This window comes from Rhizobiaceae bacterium, assembly GCA_023953845.1.
Taxonomy (GTDB): Bacteria; Pseudomonadota; Alphaproteobacteria; order Rhizobiales; family Rhizobiaceae; genus Arvimicrobium.
Genome location: JAMLJC010000001.1, coordinates 1,480,596 through 1,499,123, shown reverse-complemented (window position 1 = coordinate 1,499,123; position 18,528 = coordinate 1,480,596). Strand labels below are relative to the sequence as shown.

The 18,528-nt window shown below is 61.4% G+C and carries 16 protein-coding genes; 9 read left to right on the top strand and 7 right to left on the bottom strand.

Annotated elements, in window-relative coordinates:
- Nucleotides 1-14: 14 nt before the first annotated feature.
- The gene (locus tag M9955_07445) at nt 15-830 is read right to left on the bottom strand and encodes a kinase/pyrophosphorylase (GenBank protein ID MCO5081479.1); all 816 of its coding nucleotides are present in this window, start codon (nt 828-830) and stop codon (nt 15-17) included.
- A gap of 399 nt (nt 831-1,229) precedes the next feature.
- On the opposite strand from M9955_07445, the gene hemE reads away from it, so the two are divergent.
- From hemE to M9955_07405, 8 genes are all read left to right on the top strand, one after another.
- Nucleotides 1,230-2,258 (top strand): uroporphyrinogen decarboxylase, encoded by a 1,029-nt coding sequence (gene hemE / locus M9955_07440; GenBank protein ID MCO5081478.1) that lies wholly within the window; start codon nt 1,230-1,232, stop codon nt 2,256-2,258.
- Nucleotides 2,258-2,797, top strand: a complete 540-nt coding sequence (gene hemJ / locus M9955_07435) for a protoporphyrinogen oxidase HemJ (protein MCO5081477.1) — start codon at nt 2,258-2,260, stop codon at nt 2,795-2,797. The genes hemE and hemJ overlap by 1 nt, the downstream gene beginning before the upstream one ends.
- 156 nt (nt 2,798-2,953) lie before the next feature.
- Nucleotides 2,954-4,219, top strand: a complete 1,266-nt coding sequence (gene rho, locus M9955_07430; GenBank protein MCO5081476.1) for a transcription termination factor Rho — start codon at nt 2,954-2,956, stop codon at nt 4,217-4,219.
- Between the two features lie 86 nt (nt 4,220-4,305).
- Nucleotides 4,306-5,619, top strand: coding sequence for a tRNA uridine-5-carboxymethylaminomethyl(34) synthesis GTPase MnmE (gene mnmE, locus M9955_07425; protein ID MCO5081475.1), 1,314 nt, complete (start codon nt 4,306-4,308; stop codon nt 5,617-5,619).
- Between the two features lie 89 nt (nt 5,620-5,708).
- A complete protein-coding gene (mnmG, locus tag M9955_07420; protein ID MCO5081474.1) occupies nt 5,709-7,574 on the top strand; it encodes a tRNA uridine-5-carboxymethylaminomethyl(34) synthesis enzyme MnmG in 1,866 nt (621 codons plus the stop codon).
- Nucleotides 7,571-8,206 (top strand): 16S rRNA (guanine(527)-N(7))-methyltransferase RsmG, encoded by a 636-nt coding sequence (rsmG, locus tag M9955_07415; GenBank protein MCO5081473.1) that lies wholly within the window; start codon nt 7,571-7,573, stop codon nt 8,204-8,206. Before mnmG ends, rsmG begins: the two co-directional genes overlap by 4 nt.
- Complete coding sequence (locus M9955_07410; GenBank protein ID MCO5081472.1) at nt 8,203-9,000, top strand: ParA family protein; 798 nt, start codon at nt 8,203-8,205, stop codon at nt 8,998-9,000. The genes rsmG and M9955_07410 overlap by 4 nt, the downstream gene beginning before the upstream one ends.
- A 15-nt stretch (nt 9,001-9,015) precedes the next feature.
- On the top strand, nt 9,016-9,882 hold the full coding sequence (locus M9955_07405) for a ParB/RepB/Spo0J family partition protein (GenBank protein ID MCO5081471.1): 867 nt from the start codon (nt 9,016-9,018) through the stop codon (nt 9,880-9,882).
- Nucleotides 9,883-9,907: 25 nt separating this feature from the next.
- On the opposite strand, the gene holA is transcribed toward M9955_07405, so the two are convergent.
- Nucleotides 9,908-10,951 (bottom strand): DNA polymerase III subunit delta, encoded by a 1,044-nt coding sequence (gene holA / locus M9955_07400; GenBank protein ID MCO5081470.1) that lies wholly within the window; start codon nt 10,949-10,951, stop codon nt 9,908-9,910.
- Nucleotides 10,952-11,020: 69 nt separating this feature from the next.
- Nucleotides 11,021-12,067 (bottom strand): NAD(P)-dependent alcohol dehydrogenase, encoded by a 1,047-nt coding sequence (locus tag M9955_07395; protein MCO5081469.1) that lies wholly within the window; start codon nt 12,065-12,067, stop codon nt 11,021-11,023.
- A gap of 212 nt (nt 12,068-12,279) precedes the next feature.
- Here M9955_07395 and acs point away from each other — a divergent pair, with 212 nt between their 5' ends.
- Entirely contained in the window at nt 12,280-14,235 is a 1,956-nt protein-coding gene (acs, locus tag M9955_07390; protein ID MCO5081468.1) for an acetate--CoA ligase, read from the top strand.
- Nucleotides 14,236-14,347: 112 nt separating this feature from the next.
- Here the strand turns inward: acs and M9955_07385 are convergent, their stop codons facing one another.
- The 4 genes from M9955_07385 to M9955_07370 all read right to left on the bottom strand — a co-directional run bounded on the left by M9955_07385 (nt 14,348) and on the right by M9955_07370 (nt 18,511).
- Entirely contained in the window at nt 14,348-15,277 is a 930-nt protein-coding gene (locus M9955_07385; GenBank protein MCO5081467.1) for an SMP-30/gluconolactonase/LRE family protein, read from the bottom strand.
- A 278-nt stretch (nt 15,278-15,555) separates the two neighbouring features.
- Nucleotides 15,556-17,034, bottom strand: a complete 1,479-nt coding sequence (locus M9955_07380; GenBank protein MCO5081466.1) for a pilus assembly protein — start codon at nt 17,032-17,034, stop codon at nt 15,556-15,558.
- A 268-nt stretch (nt 17,035-17,302) separates the two neighbouring features.
- The gene (locus M9955_07375; GenBank protein MCO5081465.1) at nt 17,303-18,172 is read right to left on the bottom strand and encodes a transglutaminase family protein; all 870 of its coding nucleotides are present in this window, start codon (nt 18,170-18,172) and stop codon (nt 17,303-17,305) included.
- Nucleotides 18,173-18,289: 117 nt separating this feature from the next.
- Nucleotides 18,290-18,511, bottom strand: a complete 222-nt coding sequence (locus M9955_07370) for a DUF1674 domain-containing protein (GenBank protein ID MCO5081464.1) — start codon at nt 18,509-18,511, stop codon at nt 18,290-18,292.
- Nucleotides 18,512-18,528 lie beyond the last annotated feature (17 nt).

The following is an 18,528-nucleotide window of genomic DNA, read 5'->3' as shown; positions in this document are numbered from 1 at the left end:
ATCGTTTCAGGGACCTAACGCGACTTTCCCCTGAGGGCAACGATGGCGGCCGCCGTTTCCTCGATCGAGCGCCGTGTCACGTCGATCATCGGCCAGCTGTGGCGCGTGCAGACCTGCCGCGCATAGGTAAGCTCGGCGGCAATTGCTGCGCGATCCGTATATTCGGACGCGTCGTGGCCGCTGCCGAGCACGCGGTTCTGGCGTACCTGCGAAATCCGTTCGGCTGTGGCGATCAGTCCGACGATCAGCGGCTTCGTCGCCTCGATCAGGGCTTGCGGCATCGGCACGCCGGGAACGATCGGTATGTTCGCGGTCTTTATGCCCCGGTTCGCGAGATAGATGCTTGTGGGCGTCTTGGACGTCCGCGAGATGCCCACAAGGACGACGTCCGCATCGTCCATGTCGAGCGGCAACTGGCCGTCGTCGTGCTCCATGGTGAAGTTCAACGCATCCATGCGCCTGAAATACTCGGCGTCGAGCACATGCTGGGCGCCGACGCGCCGTCCGGCGGGAGCACCCAAATAGGACTGGAAGACGCCGAGAACAGGTTCCAGCACCGAGACGTAAGGCAAGCCCATCTGCTGGCAGCGCTCGTCGATCTGCCGCCCAAGCGCCTGATCGACCACGGTGTAAAGCACGATGCCCGGTTCGCTGTCGATCTCCTCGAAAACTTTCTGCAGTTGCCGCTCGGTGCGGATCAGCGGATAAATGTGTTCGATGGCGCGGGCATCCTTGTATTGCGCCGAGGCGGCCCGGCCGGCCGCGAGCAGCGTCTCGCCTGTCGCGTCGGAGATCAGATGCAGATGAAAGAAGCTCTGGGGTTTGTTCACACCGCTGGTGCCTTGCCTGTTGATGCCTGTGGAGAACCGTCACCGCCTCGGCGCGGCGGCCGGGGCGACTGTATCAGAAGCCGTCTTGTCCACAATTCGCTGCGCCGGGAGATCGATCCGGTGGTGTGGAAAACACCGCGGACGACCGGTGATCGCGCCCGCCTGTCAAAATACCGCGTGCTTTTGGCCTTGCGGCATATGCTTGTTTCTGCTGATGAAACAGGTTCTATGTATGATGTTCACAGGCTGTGGCGAACGGCTTCGTCATGCGCGTTCGTTTCGTATATCCGCGCAGGGGTTGTGACCTTATGCCTACTCCCGATTCAAACAGAGTCGTAGAATCAGAAGACTCTTTGAAATCATCTTTTCTTTGAGTCTGACCGGAAAGGGCAGTGCCAAGTGACGAGTGAGCGAATTGCCCTGAACGTGCTGAAAGGAGCCAAGGCCTTTCCGCCGCCGATCTGGATGATGCGTCAGGCAGGCCGTTATCTTCCGGAGTATCGCGAGACCCGGCAACGGGCCGGGAGCTTTCTCGACCTCTGCTACAATCCGGATTTGGCAGTCGAGGTCACGCTTCAGCCGATCAGACGTTTCGGATTCGACGCCGCGATCCTGTTTTCGGACATTCTCGTGGTTCCGCATGCACTCGGACGGGATTTGAGCTTCGAGGAGGGCAAGGGACCTCTGATGACGCCGATAACGGCCGACGAGATCGGCCGGCTGGACGGCGAGACCTTTCATGCGAGGCTGGCTCCGGTCTATGAGACCGTGACCCGTCTGCGCCGCCAGCTGCCGGGCGAGACGACGCTGATCGGCTTCTGCGGCGCGCCCTGGACGGTGGCAACCTACATGATCGCCGGTCACGGCACGCCGGACCAGGCGCCGGGGCGGCTCTTCGGATATCGGAATCCGGAGGCGATGCAAAAGCTGCTCGCCGTGCTGGCCGATCACTCGGCCGCCTATCTGAAGCGGCAGATCGCTGCCGGCGCGGATGTGGTGCAGATATTCGATTCCTGGGCCGGCGTGCTCGACGAGGCTTCCTTTGAGGCGTTTTGCGTGGAGCCTGTCCGGCGCATCGTGGCGAGCATACGGGAAGAGTATCCGGAGGTGCCGATCATCGGCTTCCCCCGGGGCGCGGGAGCGCTCTACGAGGGTTATCGCGGCAGGACCGGGGTGACGGCGCTCGGGCTTGACTGGAGCCTTCCCCTTTCCGCTGCCCGACGCCTGCAATCGGAAGGCGCGGTGCAGGGCAATCTCGATCCGATGCGGCTTGTTGCCGGTGGACGGGCGCTGGACGAGGGTGTCGACGCGATCCTCGAAGCGCTCGGCGGTGGCCCGCTTGTCTTCAATCTGGGACACGGCATCACGCCGGAAACGCCGATAGCGCATGTCGAGCGCATGGTCGCTCGCGTGCGCGGGAGGGCTTGATGTCGTCGCCGTCGGGCACGGATGGCAGCGGTCATGTCGCCATGCGGCGCGCCGGGATCGCAGTTGTCGTCTTCATCCTGCTGACGGTGCTTCTTTTCTGGCTGGCGCCGGACGATCTCTATCTCTGGATCAAGGCGCTGCATGTGATCGCGGTGATCGCCTGGATGGCGGGAATGCTCTATCTGCCGCGCCTTTTCGTCTACCACGCCGACACGGCGCGAGGTTCGCAGCAATCGGAAACTTTCAAGGTGATGGAACGCCGGCTGCTGCGCGGCATCATCAATCCGGCGATGGTGGTTTCCTGGGCATTGGGACTATGGCTGGCGTGGAAGGGTTTTGGCTTCCAGGGAGGATGGCTCCACGTGAAGCTGGCAGGCGTCGTCGCACTGTCCGCCTGTCACGGCTACCTGTCGGCAGCGGTCCGGCGCTTCGCAAGAGACGAGAACGTCAAGCCGGCCCGGCACTGGCGGTTCGTCAATGAAATCCCTACATTGCTGATGATCGTCATCGTGATCATGGTGATCGTGAAGCCGTTCTGAGGCGCAATTCGCGCCTTGCTCTTTTCGGGGCGCGGCGCTACAAGCGCATACTTCCCTCCTTGCCTATGCGCCTCCCGTCTTCAAGGTTCGGCGGTTCCGGCACGCAGCGCGCTGCTCTGGCGTATTTTCCGTATTCGACTCTCGAGAGCTCCTCTCATGCAGGAAATGAAACTTCAGGATTTCAAGAACAAGAAGCCGACGGACCTGATCGCGTTCGCCGAGTCGCTCGAGGTCGAGAACGCCAGCGTCATGCGCAAGCAGGAGCTGATGTTCGCCATTCTCAAGAAGCTGGCTTCGCAGGATGTGGAGATCATCGGCGACGGCGTGGTGGAGGTGTTGCAGGACGGATTCGGTTTCCTGCGCTCGGCCAATGCAAACTATCTTCCGGGACCGGACGACATCTACATTTCGCCGTCGCAGATCAGGCGTTTCTCGCTGAAGACGGGCGATACCGTCGAGGGTCCGATCCGCAGTCCAAAGGAGGGCGAGCGCTATTTCGCGCTGCTCAAGGTCAACACGATCAATTTCGATGACCCGGAGAAGATCCGCCACAAGATCCACTTCGACAATCTGACGCCGCTCTATCCGAACTCGCGGCTGAAGATGGAGACGGAGAACCCGACGACGAAGGATTTGTCGGCACGCGTCATCGACCTGGTGGCGCCGCTCGGCAAGGGCCAGCGTGGCCTGATCGTCGCGCCGCCGCGTACCGGCAAGACGGTCCTGCTTCAGAATATCGCGCATTCCATCACGGCCAACCATCCGGAATGCTACCTGATCGTGCTGCTCATCGACGAGCGGCCGGAGGAGGTCACCGATATGCAGCGGTCGGTGAAGGGTGAGGTCGTGTCCTCGACGTTCGACGAGCCGGCGGTGCGGCACGTCCAGGTCGCCGAGATGGTGATCGAAAAGGCCAAGCGGCTGGTGGAGCACGGCCGCGATGTCGTTATCCTGCTCGATTCCATCACGCGCCTCGGCCGCGCCTACAACACGGTGGTTCCGTCTTCGGGCAAGGTGCTGACGGGCGGCGTGGACGCCAATGCGTTGCAGCGGCCCAAGCGCTTCTTCGGCGCCGCCCGCAACATCGAGGAAGGCGGTTCGTTGACGATCATCGCAACGGCGCTCATCGATACGGGCAGCCGCATGGACGAAGTGATCTTCGAGGAGTTCAAGGGAACGGGCAATTCGGAAATCGTGCTTGATCGCAAGGTTGCCGACAAGCGCATCTTCCCTGCGATGGACATCCTGAAGAGCGGCACGCGTAAGGAGGACCTTCTGGTTCCCCGGTCGGATCTGCAGAAAATCTTCGTGCTCCGCCGTATTCTTGCGCCAATGGGCACGACCGACGCGATCGAGTTCCTGATCGATAAGCTCAAGCAGACGAAGACGAATTCCGACTTCTTCGATTCGATGAATACGTAATCGATTCGGACTCGGAATGATTCGGGACGCAGAACCCGTCGTGATTCACGTGTGACATTTCTGGTGCGTCGCGCTCGGTCGATTGGATGAGCGGCTGGATGCAAGACACGATATTTGCGCTTTCAAGTGGCAATTTGCCGTCCGGGATCGCCGTCATACGGGTATCCGGTCCCCGTGCTCGATTCGTTTGCGAAACGGTTCTGGGCGGCCTGCCACGCGCGAGGGAGATGGCGCTGCGCGATATCTGTTCTCAGGAAGGCGATATCCTCGATCGCGGGCTTATTTTCTGGCAGCCTGCGCCACGCAGCTTCACCGGCGAGAATTGTGTTGAAATCCATGCTCATGGCGGCCGGGCGGTAGTTGCCGCGATTCTGAATGTGCTTGGGGGCATCCCCGGGTTGCGTTTCGCTGAAGCGGGGGAGTTCACCCGCCGCGCCTTCATCAACGGAAAGCTCGATCTTGCCCAGGCGGAAGGCCTAGCCGATCTGATCTCCGCAGAAACGGAAGCGCAGCGTCGTCTTGCGAAGGCAAATGCCGACGGGCGGCAGGGCATGCTTTACCGCAATTGGCGGGAGAGCCTCCTGCGCGCAAGGGCAATGATCGAAGCCGAACTTGATTTCGCGGATGAGGGCGATGTGCCCGATACAGTCTCGGCGTCGATCTGGAGCGATCTCGACGCGCTGGCCGGCGAGATCACTGCCCATTGTGCCGGCTTTCATCGCGCGGAAATCGTGCGAGACGGACTCGATGTTGTCATTCTCGGAGCGCCGAATGCGGGGAAATCCAGCCTTCTGAACGCTCTGGCTCGTCGGGATGTGGCCATAGTCTCGTCCCAGGCTGGAACGACTCGGGATTTGATCGAGGTCTCTCTCGATCTTGAGGGCTATAAGGTGCGGATTACCGATACTGCGGGCATCCGCTATGCCGGCGATGAGGTAGAGCAGGAAGGCGTGGTACGCGCACTACGGCGGGCGCGAGGGGCCGACCTTGTGCTGTTTCTGTCGGATGTCACTGAAGCCGAGGATGTCGGTCCGCCCGAAGGTCTTCGCGATGTTCGATTTATCGGTTCCAAGGCGGATTTGGCTCACCACGGAGACAGGAGGTATGATCTTGAAGTTTCCGTAAGCAGCGGCGCTGGTCTTGACGAATTGCTAACCATGCTTGCGGTTGCCGTGAAAAGTATGGCGCCTGCCACGGAAATCCTTCCGTCCCGCTTGCGGCACGTAGAGCTGCTGACACGAAGTGTCGGCCACATTCATAATGCGTTGGCGGAGAAGCCGTTGGAGTTGCGGGCCGAGGAACTACGGCTGGCCGGTGATGCGCTTGGCCGTATTACGAGAGAAATTGCCGTGGAAGACCTTTTGGGCTCGATCTTTTCGACATTCTGCATCGGCAAATAATGACTCACGTGAAACACGCCTTCCTGCGCCAACTTTTGCGTTTCACGTGAAACGACTCTAAAATCGCCCGATAAGATAGGATACGGGAAATGACTTTGCGATTTGACGTCGTTGTCGTTGGTGGCGGGCACGCCGGATGCGAAGCGGCGGCTGCGGCTGCCCGCGCTGGCGTAGAGACGGCGCTGGTTACGCTCCGATACGACACGATCGGGGCGATGTCGTGCAATCCCGCAATCGGCGGCCTGGGCAAGGGACAGCTGGTGCGCGAGGTCGACGCGCTTGACGGGCTTATGGGACGTATTGCCGATCAAGCCGGCATTCAATTCCGACTGTTGAACAGGCGCAAGGGTCCCGCAGTACGGGGGCCGCGAACTCAAGCCGACCGCAAACTGTATCGAAATGCAATGCAGATGGCGCTGTCCAGCCAGCCGAACCTGGTTGTCATTGAGGGAGAAGCAGCGGAGCTTGTTGCGAACGATGATGTGATTACGGGCCTGTTGTTGGCTGACGGTCGGGAATTATCGTGTGGCGCGGTCGTGTTGACGACCGGGACATTCCTTCGAGGGCTCATCCATATCGGTGAACGAAAGATCGTGGCGGGGCGTGTGAACGAGCCGGCATCTATAAACCTTGCGGCGTCCATGAGGCGCATAGGTTTTTCGCTTGGCCGACTGAAGACAGGCACACCTCCGCGCCTGGACGGCCGAACGATCGATTGGCAATCCCTGAACAAGCAGGCAGCCGACGCCGATCCGTTGCCGTTCTCGCTGATGACCGATCGCATTGAAACGCCGCAGATCGAATGCGGCATCACGCGAACGACGGCCGCTACACACGAGGTCATTCGGAACAATCTTCATCGGTCGGCGATGTACTCAGGTTCGATTGAAGGTGTCGGGCCACGTTATTGTCCATCGATCGAGGACAAGATCGTCAAGTTCGGGGATCGTGATGGCCACCAGATCTTTCTTGAGCCCGAAGGGCTTGATGACGACACGGTCTATCCGAATGGAATATCGACCTCGCTGCCGGAGGATGCACAGCTTCAACTGCTAAAAACGATCCCAGGGCTGGAGAAGGCTGTCATGGTTCAGCCGGGCTATGCGATCGAGTACGATCACATTGATCCCCGCGAATTGTCTCCGACGCTGGAGACCCGCGCTATGCAGGGACTCTTTCTTGCCGGACAGATCAATGGGACGACGGGTTACGAAGAAGCTGCTGCTCAAGGCGTGGTTGCCGGCATTAACGCCGCGCGCCGGGCGACCGGCGATGACGGTTATGTGTTTGACAGAACCCGCTCCTATATCGGAGTGATGATTGACGATTTGACGAGCCGCGGAGTCAGCGAGCCTTATCGTATGTTCACGTCGCGTGCGGAATACCGCCTCTCCCTTCGAGCGGACAACGCGGATGAACGGCTGACACCTGTCGCATCGACGCTCGGGATATGTGGGTCGGCGCGTTCCGAACGATTTAGAGACGCCATGCAGCAACTGGCGGCGGCGCGTGCAATGGCGGAAAATGTGTCCCTGACTCCGACGCAAGCATCGCGCCATGGATTGCAGCTCAATCGGGATGGTGTTCGGCGCTCGGCTTTTCAGTTGCTGTCCTATCCCGATATAGAGATAAAACAACTTCTGGCTATTTGGCCGCAGTTCGGCGCGTTCGATACAACGACGCTTGAAAGGCTTGAGACTGATGCGAAGTATGCCGTTTATCTCGACCGCCAAGCAGAAGAATCGATTCGTATCCGTGACGAAGAGGGTCGGAGATTGCCGCAGGATATAGACTATCAGGCGCTTCCCGGGCTTTCCAACGAGTTGAAGCAGAAATTACTGCATCGTAAACCGATGACGATTGGAGAGGCCCAGCGAATAGAGGGGATGACCCCGGCGGCGCTCGCTATTCTGCTCACGCATTCCGCCGGGATGCAGCGAGGCCGCGCGGCTTGAAATCCGAACTGATTGCCCTCGAACGCGTTGTAGGCCCAGTTTCACGTGAAACATTTGCAGGTCTGTTGCAGCTGCAGGGACTATTCCGCAAATGGGCGGCCCGGATCAATCTCGTCGCGCCGTCGACCTTGAGCGAGCTATGGATGCGGCATGTAGTTGACAGCGCGCAGCTTTTGCCTCTCGCCAGAGGCGCAAAAAGGTGGATGGACCTTGGTTCGGGCGGTGGGTTTCCGGCATTGGTCGTTGCGACGTTTCTGAAGCAATGCGCAGATGCAAGCGTCGATCTTATCGAGAGCAATGCCAAAAAGGCTGCATTTCTTCAGACAGCGGTTCGCGAGCTGGCACTTCCGGCTAAAGTGCATGTAAGGCGGATTGAAGAAATCGCGGGCATGCTGCCAAATCCGGAAATCGTCACGGCCCGCGCTCTGGCGCCGCTGCCGATATTGCTAGAGCTTGCCTATCCATTGTTCTCAAGCACAACGAGAGCCCTCTTTCACAAAGGCCGGGATTATCGCAGGGAGCTGGAAGAAAGCGCTGACGACTGGAGATTCGATCTGATAGAACGCCCCAGCGCAGTCGAGCGTGGAAGTGTGATTCTGGAAATATTGAACCTCCAGCGGCGGAAAGAATGAGCAACAAGCTGCGAATCATCACCGTAGCCAACCAGAAAGGTGGGGTCGGAAAGACGACTACGGCCATCAATCTGGCGACGGCACTCGCCGCAATCGGCGAAAGCGTGTTGATCGTGGATCTCGACCCCCAGGGCAATGCCAGCACCGGATTGGGGATTGATCGTCGCGACCGCGCTGTATCGTCATATGACGTGCTGACGGGCAACGCCGGAATTGCCGACGCCGCGATACCCACAGTGGTGCCCGGCCTTTCTATCATTCCATCGACCCTCGATCTTCTCGGCGTTGAAATGGAGATTTCGCAGGCGCCGGATCGCGTGCTGCGGCTTCGCAATGCATTGTGCGACTTTGCCGCGGGCGCCAACAGTTTTTCGTACGTGCTTATTGACTGTCCGCCCTCGCTCAATCTGCTGACATTGAACTCCATGGCTGCCGCGGATTCCGTGCTGGTGCCCCTCCAGTGCGAGTTTTTCGCATTGGAGGGCTTGAGCCAGCTTCTGGAAACCGTGGATCAGGTACGGCGCAGCATCAATCCAAAGATCGTGATCCAGGGCATCGTGCTGACCATGTTCGATGGTCGCAACAATCTGGCCAATCAGGTCGTCGAGGATGTGCGGGCGAATATGGGCGACAAGGTCTACAAGACGGTCATACCCAGAAACGTCCGCGTTTCCGAGGCCCCATCCTACGGCAAGCCGGCCATTCTTTATGATCTCAAGTGCTCCGGGAGCCAGGCCTATCTGCAACTGGCGTCGGAAGTGATCCGGCGCGAACGGCAGTCCCGGGCAGCCTGACGATTGGATTGATATATGAACGACGATCCTTCACGAAAGCGTCTCGGACGCGGGCTTGCAGCGCTAATCGGGGAAATCGACCGCTCATCCGAACCCGAGCAAAGCGTGCCGCGAGCCGACGGCAAGGTTCCGATCGAGTTCGTTTCGCCGAATCCGCGCAATCCACGCCGCAATTTCCGCGAGGAGGAACTTGCCGATCTTGCGCAATCGATACGCGAGCACGGGATTGTGCAGCCTATCATCGTGCGCTCGGCGCCCGTGCCGGGGCGGTATGAAATCATTGCCGGCGAGCGGCGCTGGCGGGCTGCGCAGCGTGCGGGGCTTGCGGAAATCCCGGTGCTCGTGCGCGAGGTCAACGATCGAACGGCGCTCGAGCTCGCCATTATCGAAAACGTGCAGCGCGCCGATCTCAATCCGCTGGAGGAAGCGCAGGGTTATCAGCAGCTTATCGACGAGCACAGCTATACGCAGGCCGATCTCGGGCAGGTGATCGGCAAGAGCCGCAGCCATGTCGCCAATACGCTTCGGCTGCTGAAACTGCCGCAGGTGATTCGCGATATGCTGGTTGATGGCCAGCTTTCCGCAGGTCACGCGCGGACGCTTGTGACCGCAGCCGACCCCGCAGGATTGGCGAAACGGATCATCAGCGAGGGGCTTTCGGTGCGTCAGGCGGAAGCTCTGGCACAGGAGCCGGCGGCGCCGGAGAAGGCGCCTGCCGCGCGCCGCGAGAAGGATGCCGACACGCTGGCGCTTGAAAAGCTGCTGACGGACAGCACCGGCCTCAACGTTTCCATTGCTCACAAGGGGCAGGGTGGAGAAGTGCGTATCCAGTATCGCAGCCTGGAGCAGCTTGACGACCTGTGCCGTCGCCTAAAGGATTGAAAGTAAAGCGATAATTCTGCCGGAACTATCTCCGGCGACTGGCGGCCGCCGCTTCGGCCGCCAGGCCGAGCATGGCCTGGCGAATCGAGGCGGCGGCGAGTTCGGGACGCCGTCGCGTCGCCAGGACAAGGCCTTGCAGACGCGTCAAGGCACGCTCGATGTGTTCCGCGGTCCAGATCGAAAGCGTCTTCTCGATGGCGGTGCGCCGGCTGAAATGGACAGGCGGCCGGGCTGCGGCCATGACGCCGGACGCGCTTGCACCCTTTTCGATCGCAGCGCGCATGAGATGCAGCGACTGTAGCTGCCGCATCGCACCAGACAGGATCTGGAAGGTTGCGCCCGAACTGGCCAGCCCGCGCGTCAGCGCCGCGTCGGCCGTAGTCACATCGCCTGCGAGGGCGGCATCGATGATCTCATCCACGCTCGATTCCGCGACGTCGCTGATGGCGACCAGGATATCGTCGCGCGTAACGTGCTTCTCGTTACGCATGTAGAGGGCCAGTTTCTGAAGCTCGCTGCGCGACGCCATGCGGTCGCCGCCGAGGCTGTCGCGCAACAAGCGCCTTGCTTCGAGATCGATAGCAAGTCCCGCCGTCGCGAGTTCCTCGTCGATCAACCGGTCGAGTTCCCGCCCGTCATCCGCATAGCAGGGCAGGGCCATGCCGGATGCGCCGCCCTCCACGGCCGCGCGAAGACCGGCGCCTTTCTTGAGGTCGCCCGCCTCGATCAGGATGATGGCGTCCTCGGAGGGGCGCGCAAGGAGCGCTTTCACGTCATCAGCCAGCCTCTTGTCACCGCCGGCGCCGCGGATCCAGATCAGCCGGCGGGGCGCGAACATGGCGACGGCATGCGCCTCGTCCAGCAGCCGGCCGGAGTCCTTTTCCAGCGTGCTCGCATCGAGCCGCACGACGACGAAGGGATCATCGGCGGGCAGGCCCGTGGACTTCGCGAAACGGACCGCGCGCTCCGATACCAGGCCGCGATCGGGCCCATAGATCAGGACGACTCTGGCGTCCGGCTGCGGGCGGGACAGCCAGGCGTCGACCTCATGTGCTTTCTTCTGCGCCATGGCATGCTTGTGCGCATTTCCGTGGAGCGCGTCCAGCCCTGATGCTGCGGGTACGGCCGGTAATGCGGCTCAGGAATCGAGTACGATCTGCAGCTTCACGTCGCTCGGCCGCGCCTCGACGGCGCGTTCGAAAGCCTTGATCGATTCCTCGAAGGTGAAAGTCCCGGATATGAGCGGTTTCAGGTCAACGCGCCCTGACGCCATCAGCGCGATCGCGCGCTCGTACTGGTGCGCGTAGCGGAAGACGCTCTCGATGCGCGCTTCCTTCGTCGTGCAGGTCGAGACGTCGAGCGGTACCGGCGAGACCGGCAAGCCGACGGCGACAATCGCGCCGCCGGGGCGCAGCAGATCGAAGATCGTCTCCCATGCCCTGGCCGAGCCGGAGCATTCAAAAACGATATCGGCACCCCAGTTCTCGGTCAGTCGTGCGACTTCCTCGACCAGGTTGCTTTCGCGTATGTTGACCGGGATCACGCCCTGATATTTCGCCGCGATGTCGAGTTTCGGCTGGGCGAGATCGGCGACGATGGCGCGGGCGCAGCCGCCCGCCAGCGCGGCGATCGCCACCATCGTGCCGATCGGCCCGGCGCCCAGCACGACCGCCGTGTCGCCGGGCGCGATGCCCGCCTTGTGCGCGGCCTGCATGCCGACCGCGAACGGCTCGACCATGGCGCCCTCCGCGAAGCTGATATTGTCCGGCAGCCTGAACGTGTAGTTCGCCGGATGCACGACATGCGGCGTGAGCACGCCATGAACCGGCGGCGTCGCCCAGAAGATGACGGCAGGATCGACATTATAGAGGCCGAGCCGGCTCGCTTTCGAGTTCGGATCGGGGATGCCGGGTTCCATGCAGACGCGGTCGCCGACCTTGAGATGCTTAACCTCCGCGCCCACCTCGACCACGGTGCCGGCGGCCTCGTGACCGAGGACCATCGATTGTTCGACCACGAAGCGGCCGATGCGCCCATGCGTGTAGTAATGGACATCGGAGCCGCAGACGCCCACCGTATGGATACGGATCTTCACTGCGTCCGGACCGACCTCCATCGGCAGCTCGATGTCGCGCAAGGCGAGTTCATGCTGCCGTTCGAGAACGAGTGCGCGTACCTTGGCCATGGCGTCGCTCCGGGTATTTCGGACTATCCCGGCGCCAGAAGACGCGCGTCGCGCCGGTCCGTCAAGACCGCCGCCCGGCGTAGGCCGAAGGCGCGTCTCCGCCCTTTTGCCTAATCCGAAGGTAAGATGTTGCCCCACGGGCAGAACTGATACTAGATGCCAGATTTGAGAAGCATGCGGGCTCCCGGGCTCGTGGGAGGGAAGAGCACATCATGTCCGAGGTTCATATCCACCGCGTCCAGCCGACGTGGAAGAAAGACGCTTTGATCGACAACGAGACGTATCTCAAATGGTACGCGGAAAGCATCAAAAACCCGGACAGGTTTTGGGGCAAGCACGGCAAGCGCATCGACTGGTTCAAGCCCTACACCAAGGTCAAGAACACATCCTATCACGGCAAGGTCTCGATCAAGTGGTACGAGGACGGTCAGACCAACGTCGCCTATAACTGCATCGACCGTCATCTGAAGAAGCGCGGCAACCAGACCGCGATCATCTGGGAAGGCGACAATCCTTACGACGACAAGAAGATTACCTACAACGAGCTCTACGATCGTGTGTGCCGGCTAGCCAATGTGATGAAGAAACACGGCGTCCGGAAGGGCGACCGTGTCACCATCTACATGCCGATGATCCCGGAGGCGGCCTACGCGATGCTCGCCTGCGCGCGCATCGGCGCCGTCCATTCGGTTGTCTTCGGTGGCTTCTCGCCGGATTCGCTCGCGGGCCGCATCATCGACTGCGAATCCACCTTCGTCATCACCGCCGACGAGGGGCTGCGCGGCGGCAGGACGATCCCGCTGAAGGAGAATACCGACAAGGCCATCGACATCGCCGCGAAGAACCACGTGATGGTCAAGAACGTGCTGGTGGTGCGGCGCACGGGCGGCAAGATCGGTTGGGCCAACGGCCGCGACCTCTGGTACCACGACGAAATCCTCGACGTGAAGGCGGAGTGCAAGCCGGAGAAGATGAAAGCGGAAGACCCGCTCTTCATCCTCTATACTTCAGGTTCGACCGGCAAGCCGAAGGGCGTGCTGCACACGACCGCGGGCTACCTCGTCTTCACGTCGATGACGCACAAATACGTCTTCGATTATCACGACGGCGATATCTATTGGTGCACCGCCGATGTCGGCTGGGTGACGGGCCACAGCTACATCCTGTACGGGCCGCTGGCCAACGGCGCGACCACGCTGATGTTCGAGGGCGTGCCCAACTATCCGTCGGTCTCGCGCTTCTGGGAAGTCATCGACAAGCATCAGGTGAATATCTTCTACACCGCGCCGACCGCCTTGCGCGCGCTCATGGGCGCGGGCGATGCCGCGGTGAAGAAGACATCGCGAAAGTCGCTGCGCGTGCTCGGCTCGGTCGGCGAGCCGATCAATCCCGAAGCATGGGAATGGTATTTCAACGTCGTCGGCAACGGCAAGGTGCCCATCGTCGACACCTGGTGGCAGACCGAAACGGGCGGCATCCTGATCTCGCCGCTGCCGGGCGCAACGGACCTGAAGGCGGGTTCCGCCACGCGGCCCTTCTTCGGCGTCCAGCCGCAACTGGTGGACGGCGACGGCAAGGTGCTGGAGGGAGCGGCGAGCGGCAATCTCTGTATCATCGATTCGTGGCCGGGCCAGATGCGCACCGTCTATGGAGACCACGAGCGCTTCGTGCAGACCTACTTCTCCACCTACAAAGGCAAGTATTTCACCGGCGACGGCTGCCGGCGGGACAATGACGGCTATTACTGGATCACCGGCCGTGTCGACGACGTCATCAACGTCTCCGGCCACCGCATGGGCACCGCCGAGGTGGAATCGGCCCTCGTCAGCCACGACAAGGTCTCGGAAGCGGCGGTCGTCGGCTATCCGCATGACGTGAAGGGTCAGGGAATCTATTGCTACGTCACGCTGATGGCCGGCGAGGCGGGCTCCGAGGATCTGCGCAAGGAACTCATCGCGCATGTGCGCAAGGAGATCGGCGCCATCGCGACGCCGGACAAGATCCAGTTCGCGCCCGGCCTGCCGAAGACGCGATCCGGCAAGATCATGCGCCGTATCCTGCGCAAGATCGCGGAGGACGATTTCGGCTCGCTGGGCGACACCTCGACGCTGGCCGATCCAGCGGTGGTGGACGATCTGGTTGTGAACCGCCAGAACAAGAGAGCTTAGGAAGCCGCCGGCGAGGCGATGCGCCATTGGGCGGGGCATCGCCTCGAACGTCCGCGACTTCCGAAAGGCGCGGGGCTTGGGCCGGCAAGCCGGTCCGTACGCTGTCCCAGACTTACGCAAAGTCTCCATGGGGCAGAGGCGAGCCCCTGTGCTCGCCTTCCCAGCGTACCAACTGCCCTTTTCCTGACAGCGTGGCGTAGGCGGTCTTCAGTTCCGGACCGCCGAAGCAGACATTCGTCGTCATCGGATCACCGGTCATGACCTGGTCGAGCACCTCGCCCGCCGGGCTGATCACCGTGATGCATCCGGTGACGAGCGTGGCGACATGGATGTTGCCGGCAGCGTCGACCGCAAGGCTGTCGAGCCGCTGGTAACCGCCAAGGCCGCAGACGAGTCGGCCGCCATGCGGTGCGCTCGAGGCCGGGGGCTTGCGTTGTCCAGGACCTTCGAGGTCGAAGGCCCAGAGCCTTCCCGTCTCCGTTTCGGCCGCATAGACGATCAGGCCGTCCGGCGAGAGGCCGACGCCGTTCGGCAGGATCATCGGATAGGCGATCTCGACGATCCGCGACCCGTCCGCCTGCGCGTAGTAAAGGCCGCCATTGGGACGGAAGCGCGGGTAGATCTTGCCGAAATCGGTGAAATAGAAGCCGCCATGGCTGTCGAAAACCAGATCGTTGGGTCCGACGAGGGGGTGTTCGCCGCAAGTCCGGTACAGCACTTCGCGACGGCCCGTAGCGAGATGGAGGCGTTCGATCCAGCCGCCAGCATAGCCTTCCGGCACGCCCGGTTTGACGCGGTTCAGACCGTCGATCTCGTTGAAGAGGAAACCGCCATTGTTGCAGATGTAGAGAAATCCGTCGGGCCCCATGGCGAGACCGTTCGGTCCGCCGGGCAGTTCCGCCAGTCTTTCGACGCTACCGTCATCGGCGACACGCGTGACTGTCCTGCGCTGGATCTCCACAACGAGAACCGATCCGTCGGCAGAGGCGACCGGACCCTCCGGAAACTGCAGGCCTTCGGCCATGATCTGCTGTTCGCGCATTCTTCTCTCCCGGCCGGTCTCTTTCGCTCTTGCGAAGCGGAACGGGATATCCCACATTGCCGTCGTGTCCAACCAATTGAAAGGAGGTGATCCGATGTCGAGTGGTTTCGTGTGCCAGAGCGTGATCTCGGCGGATTGCCTTCACGGAGAGCAGCCTCTCCGCTGAAGCGCGGTCACGTGCGGCCGATGACGAAAGTCATCGCTGACGGTCGCGCGCTGGACGAAAGTCACGGAAGGCCGTCGTTCCCGAGGGAACGACGGCCTTTTTAGTTGGAGCGCTATTTCGTCAGCGCGATTTTCTCGGTGTTGGCGATGATCGCCTGAAAGGCGGCGTCGAGTTCCTCGCCGGTGGACGCCTCGAAATAGTGTTTTGTCGTCGACGGCGTGGTCGAGGCGCAATTCTTCAGGACACCCTTGGCGGCGTTGCGCTCCGCTTCGGACATGTCGGGATTGTTGAGGTCGAAGCCGATTGTGAATATCTCGATGCCCTCGTTGCGCATGTTCTTGCAGAGCGATTCGGCGTTCTTGCGGGCGAGATTTCCCTGACCGTTGTAGTTGCTGCCGGCGCCCGCATAGGCCGTGTTGAACTGGCCGTCGGTCATAAGGATAGCGACCTTGGCAAGATGCTTCGGATTGCTGGGCGAAGGCCCGCTGCCGAGGCCTGCATCCGCTATGACGTCGCGCCATTTTGACGACAGCATGTAATAGGTCCACTGGATGCCGATGGCGCCGCCCGTGTAGCCACTGGCCTTGAAATCCTTGATGCTGTCGAGGAGCGCCGTCGCATCCGCGGTGAGCGGAATGACAGGAGCATCCGGACAGCTGTTCATGCCGCTGGTGGTCATGTGATCGTCGCGATTGACCATGGCCCAATAGGCTTTGTCGCTCTTATTCTTGCGTACTGTGTCGGGCCCATCACCGCTGAGATCCGCCGTGCCGTCGAGAAGCTTGCGCTCCGTTGCGCATTTCGTCTTGGCCGGAGCCGGAAAGCTGTCCGCGACGATCTTCAGATACTCCTTGTAGGAAGGCAGTTCCGTCTTTCCGGTCGCCGCCTTGATGACGGCGCTGTCCTGTGCCGGCGGGAGATCGCCGCTGCCGGAGCTTTCGAAGAAGACGTTTTTGCTTAGCCCGCCCGTATTGACGCCGGATGCGTAGGGCACGATCGAGACACGGATGCGGGGCTTCTTCGGATCCTGCTCGTCGAGCATCGTCTTGACGGCGTTTCTTGCCGCATTTTGCAGGTCGCCGATCTTGTCGGTCTTCTTCGTCTTGCCCATCGAGCCGGTGACGTCGAGCATCATCGCCACCTCGATCTGCTTGTCCGAATAGAGCGCCGCGCTCTCGATGGTGACGCGCGGGTCCTCCATGCCGAAAAACGGGAAAGCGAGATCGACATTGGCATAGGCGGTCGCCGCGATGGTGCGGGCGGTCGTGTCCACCACCACCGGGAGCAGCGTGTACTCGCCCTGCGTGGAGAAGACTGCGCGGCCATTGATGTTGAGGAACTTCTCGACATTCGCCTGCGCATCGTCCGGCTTTATCCTGCCGGTCGTGATGTCGTAGGCGGTCGAGGTCACCGCCGCGTCGAGCGCCGATCTCAGGCTCGATTTCACATGGTAGGACTGGGCGGTATTTACCGCCATCCCGACGGCCATGGTGACCGTGGTCAGCACGATGCCGGTCAGGATTGCGAAATTGCCGCGACGATCTTCAGCGAATCGTTTCGCGACACTGGTGGAAGTCTGGAATGAGCGCATCTTCTCGTTCCTCTGTGGCCTCTGGCGCAGGCCAAGCAGGAACGCTGCCGATTTCGCTCAAACCGTCAGTCTTGGGCAGGTGAGGCCTGACAAGATGTTGAAATCATTGATGCCAAGGTTTCATTAAGGTTACGCAAGCCTTAATGACCGATCGCCTAGGGAAATGTGACCGGACCGACTTCCCCGTCAATCTTAGGAAAGGTTAACGCGGTCTTTCGGTGCCCCGATGCGGGACACGGCAAGGCGTGCCATTCTGACACATATGCCGTCAGGCTATCATGCGATTGGTCATCGTGCGGTCGATACCCTGCACGGGCGGCCGCACCGGATGGCTTTCCTGCTCGTAGGTCCAGACCTTGAATGTCGTGAGACGGTGCGGCCCGAACGTATGCAGAAGCGGGACGTCGGTGGCGTCCCGCCCGCGTGCGATGACGACGCGGCCGATGCGCGGCCTGTTGTGGCGGGCGTCGAACGTGTACCATTTGCCGTCGAGATAGACTTCCGTCCAGGCGGAAAAATCCATCGGCGCCGGGTCCGCAGGCACGCCTATGTCGCCAAGGAAACCGTTCACGTAGCGCGCCGGTATGTTCATGCAGCGGCAAAGCGCGATGGCGAGATGCGCGAAATCGCGGCAGACGCCGACCTGTTCCTCATGCGCCTGCGCGGCGGTGCGCGTCGAGCGCGCGTAGCCGTAGCTGAATGACAGGCGGTTGTGGACGTAGTCCACGATCGCTTGCACGCGCGCCCAGCCGGGCGGGAGATGGCCGAACAGGTTCCATGCTTGCTGGCTTAGGTGATCCGTTTCGCAGTATCGGCTGCCGAGCAGGTAGACGAGCGCATTGCTGGGCAGCTTCTCCACCGGCGTCTCGCCGGCGAGGGTGTTCACCTCGTCATGCAGCCCGCTGTCCTCGACGACGGCGTCGTAGAGGATTCTCACCCCGCCGGACGGCGCGGTGAAGCGGCGGCAGGTGTTGCCGAAGCTGTCCACATAGCAGCTCACCGGAACGGAAGGATTTGTCATGAACCGCGTCTGACGCTGGATATCCGCCTGCCGGTCGCGATTGACGTCGAGCATGGAAACGACATGTGTCGGCGCATCGCAATCGATCGCGATTTCATAACCGAGCCGGATATGCATCGTCGGGAACCTCTCATCGCCGCTATCGGGGAGCAGCACGCATAACTCTGCGCGGGCGGATCCGGTTCCAGCCTGCCCGAAAGATCGTGTCGACGCAGAGGTCAGAAGTCGCCTGTGTCAGAAGTCGCTTGTCAGGCCCTTGACTTCCCAATCGCCGTAGCGGCCCGGTTCCAGCCCCTTGCGCCCACCGATTTCCTTCGGCAACCGGGCCTCGCTGGCCACGTAATCGGCACGGCGGCCGGCAGCTTCTTCCAGGGCGCGCCGTGCCGCCGGCGAAAGCGCCCTGGCGGGCGTCGCCGTCGTCGGCGTTTCGGGTGCATTTTCGTTCGATTGGGTCATTGCGCGTGCGATCATTG